3 protein-coding genes and 1 pseudogene are annotated in these 3,149 nt (G+C 74.3%); 2 read left to right on the top strand and 2 right to left on the bottom strand.

Annotated features, from left to right (window positions below; translation table 11 throughout):
• A pseudogene (locus EAO71_RS39565) lies at positions 1-242 on the top strand (aminotransferase class I/II-fold pyridoxal phosphate-dependent enzyme); the annotation flags it as partial.
• A 56-nt stretch (positions 243-298) separates the two neighbouring features.
• Here EAO71_RS39565 and EAO71_RS36840 read toward each other — a convergent pair.
• Together EAO71_RS36840 and EAO71_RS36835 are read right to left on the bottom strand one after the other, a co-directional pair.
• Positions 299-922, bottom strand: a complete 624-nt coding sequence (locus EAO71_RS36840) for a histidine phosphatase family protein (RefSeq protein ID WP_147982134.1) — start codon at positions 920-922, stop codon at positions 299-301.
• A 139-nt stretch (positions 923-1,061) separates the two neighbouring features.
• Positions 1,062-2,381, bottom strand: coding sequence for an aminotransferase class I/II-fold pyridoxal phosphate-dependent enzyme (locus EAO71_RS36835; RefSeq protein WP_147982133.1), 1,320 nt, complete (start codon positions 2,379-2,381; stop codon positions 1,062-1,064).
• 46 nt (positions 2,382-2,427) lie between these two features.
• Here EAO71_RS36835 and EAO71_RS36830 point away from each other — a divergent pair.
• Positions 2,428-3,149, top strand: a 722-nt coding sequence (locus EAO71_RS36830; RefSeq protein ID WP_315986636.1) for an MFS transporter, incomplete at its 3' end; no start/stop codon positions are given.

Below are 3,149 nucleotides of genomic sequence, written 5' to 3'. Positions count from 1 at the left end.
CCTTCGCGCACGGGGCGCTGGACTGCATCGCGCGCCTGCTGTCCACGGAGCTGCGCCCCGGAGACGCGGTGGCGGTGGAGGACCCCGGCTTCCACCACCTCCTGGACCTGGTGCCGGCGCTCGGTCTGCGGATGGTGCCGGTCGCGGTGGACGGGGAGGGCCTCGTGCCGGACGCCCTCCGGGCGGCGCATCCCGCGGCGACAGCCCAGGGCGCGGGGTCTTCACCGCACTGCTCGCCCAGGCCGGCGTCGACATCACATCCGGTCCGCGAGGTGACCCGGAAGCGGGAGCTGGGATCTCAGACGTGGAGCTCCTGCGGGAAGCCGGTCCAGCGGAGTTCGGCGGGGAGATGGCCGGTGTCGTTGAAGAGGAGAACCGCCGGGGGACGGCCGGGCGCATAGCGGATGACGGTCAGCGCCGCGTTGGCGTGGTTGATACCCATCCAGCGCCATTTCGGGGCATCGAGGGCGGCGCGGAGGAGCCAGCCGACGAGGAAGTTGTGTGTGACGACGAGTTCGTGGCGCGGCTCGTCGCCGACGACGGGCCCGGTGAACTCCGCGAGCGCCGCCTCCGCAAGGCCGGGGCCCTGCTCGCGATCCTCGGCCGGGAACTGGTCGAGAAAGCCGAGCATGGCATCGGCCGTCTCCGAGGGCAGTTCCTCACGCGACGGAAGGTGGGGGACGTAGTCGCCGGCCGTGGCGGCGAGCCGCAGGGGGACGCCGTCGAGCTGCTCACCGACCAGCCGCGCGGTCTGTGCGGCACGGGAGAGCGGCCCGTGGTGGACGGCTGTCAGCGGGACCCCGCGCAGCCGCTCTCCGAGCAGGGCGGCCTGGCGGCGGCCGGCCTCCGTCAGCTCGCTCTCGTCCGGCGTGGCCTCGCCGTGCCGGGTGAGGTATAGGTAGCGGGCGGCTGTGCGGGTCATGCGCGAGTCCTCCGGGGGAGTCGATCTTGCGGGCTCCCCGAGGGACGCCGACGCGCGCGGGCCGGTTCCGCGGAGGGCCGGTGTCCCGTCATGCGACGGCTCAACGCGTGGCCCTCCCCGCCAAGATCGGCAAGACACCCTAGCCCCCGTACGTCGCCTGCGCCTCGCCCCGCAGCCCCGCGAAGTCCGCGGCGAGCCGCGCCGCGTCCGCCGTCTCCAGCGTCGTGGTGGTGATGCGCACCGCCGGCCCGGACGCGATCCGGAACCGGGCGCCCGCAGCGACCCACCACCCCTGCGTCCGCAGTCCGTTGACCACGGCCGACTCGTCTCCCACGGGTACCCACACGTTCAGTCCGCTGGTTCCGACCGCCGCGATCCCGTGCCCGGCCAGCGCGTCGACGAGCGCCGCCCGCCGCACCGTGTAGGCCGCCGCGCCGTCCGCCACCAGCGCGCCCACCGCCGGGTCGGCGAGCAGCCCGGCCACCGTCTCCTGCAGGATGTGGCTGACCCAGCCGGACGTCATCAGCATCCGCCCGTCGTGCCGCGCCAGCGTCACCCCGTCGCAGGCCAGTCCGGCCCACCGCAGGTCGATCCCCAGGTGTTTGGACGCCGTGCGCACCTGGGCCCAGCGGGGGAGTCCCGCCGCCGCGAGCGTGGCCGCCGGTGCCCCCGCGATGTCGGCGTTGTGGTCGTCCTCGACGACGAGGACCTCCGGGAAGTCCGCCAGCACTTCGACCAGCTCGTCCCGCCGGGCCTCGGTGAAGCGGGCACCCGTCGGGCACTGGCCGCGCGGACTGCAGACGACCGCCCGCACACCGGCCCGTAGCGCCGCCCGGAGGGCGTCCGGCACGAGGCCCTCCCCGTCCACCGCGACCGGCACCATCCGCAGACCGAGCGCCGGCACCAGGTCCAGGAGGTGGTGGAAGCCGGGGTCCTCCACCGCCACCGCGTCTCCGGGGCGCAGCTCCGTGGACAGCAGGCGCGCGATGCAGTCCAGCGCCCCGTGCGCGAAGGTGACGTGCTCGGCCGGCACCCCGTCCCGCTCGAACCAGGCGCGGGTCAGCTCCTCCAGCCTGCCGAGCCGGGGCGCCGCGCGGTGGGATCCGAAGACCGGCCGCACCAGCGAGGGGGGTCGCAGCTCCGGGAGGAAGGCGGGGTCGGGATGGCCGCCCGCCAGGTCGACGAGCCCCGTCGGCACCCGCGGCGGTCGGCGCGAGGCGACGGCCGGAGCCTCCGCGACGACGGTCCCGCCGCGTCCGCGCGTCACCACGACCCCCCGCTGCCGCAGCTCCTTGTACGCCGTGGCGACCGTGCCCGGACTGACGCCGAGACCGTCCGCCAGCCTGCGTACCGGGGGCAGGGCGTCACCCGGACCGAAGGCGCCCTCGGCCACTCCCCGTTCGACGGACGCGGCAATCCCCTTGGCCGTCGTCCCGATGATCGAATATTGTGCTACCACGTAACGAAGTATGTATTGATACATAACTGAAGTCAAGGGGGAACCGGTGGACCTGCGATCGCGCTGGACGACCTGGAAGAAGAGCGTCCCAGGAGGCCTCGACGGCCGCCGCATGCTCGTCATCAGCTTCATCGACAAGTGCGGCACCGGACTCTGGGCGACCTCCATCGCCCTCTACTTCACCTACGTCGCCGGCCTCGGCGTCGCCCAGGTCGGCCTCCTCGTCGGCCTCTCCGGCGCCGCCGGCATCGTCGGCGCCCCACTCGCCGGACGCCTCGCCGACCGCTTCCCCGTCACCCGCGTCCTCATCGCCGCCCAACTCCTGCGCGCCGCGGCCCTCCTCGCCCTGCTCACCACCGACCACTACGCGCTCCTGATCCTCTACTCGGCCGTCGGCGCCCTCCCCGACCGGGGCACCAACGTCCTCACCAAGCTCTACGCCACCCGCGTCGCCGGTTCCGCGCGCGTCCGCTACCAGGCCATCAACCGCACCGTCGGCAACCTCGGCTGGGTCTTCGGCGGCCTCGGCGCCGCCGCCGCCCTCGCCGCCGGCACGGAGACCGCCTACCGCCTCCTGCTCATCGGCAACGCCCTCTCCTACGTCGCGGAGGCCGCGGCTGACGACGCGGTGCTGTCCGCCGCACATCGCCACGAGGCCGACGCCGAGGACGGCCCAGGCCGGCGGGCCTGCCGCGATCACCCCGGTGAGCAGGAGCGGGCCGCCGAACCGCTGGGTGGCGACGGCGAGGGCGTGGACTCCGAGGTAGG

The sequence above is a fragment of the Streptomyces sp. MS191 genome, from assembly GCF_008042125.1.
Taxonomy (GTDB): domain Bacteria; phylum Actinomycetota; class Actinomycetes; order Streptomycetales; family Streptomycetaceae; genus Streptomyces.
Note: the sequence above shows the minus strand (reverse complement) of the source record. Positions and strands in the feature narration are given on the sequence as shown.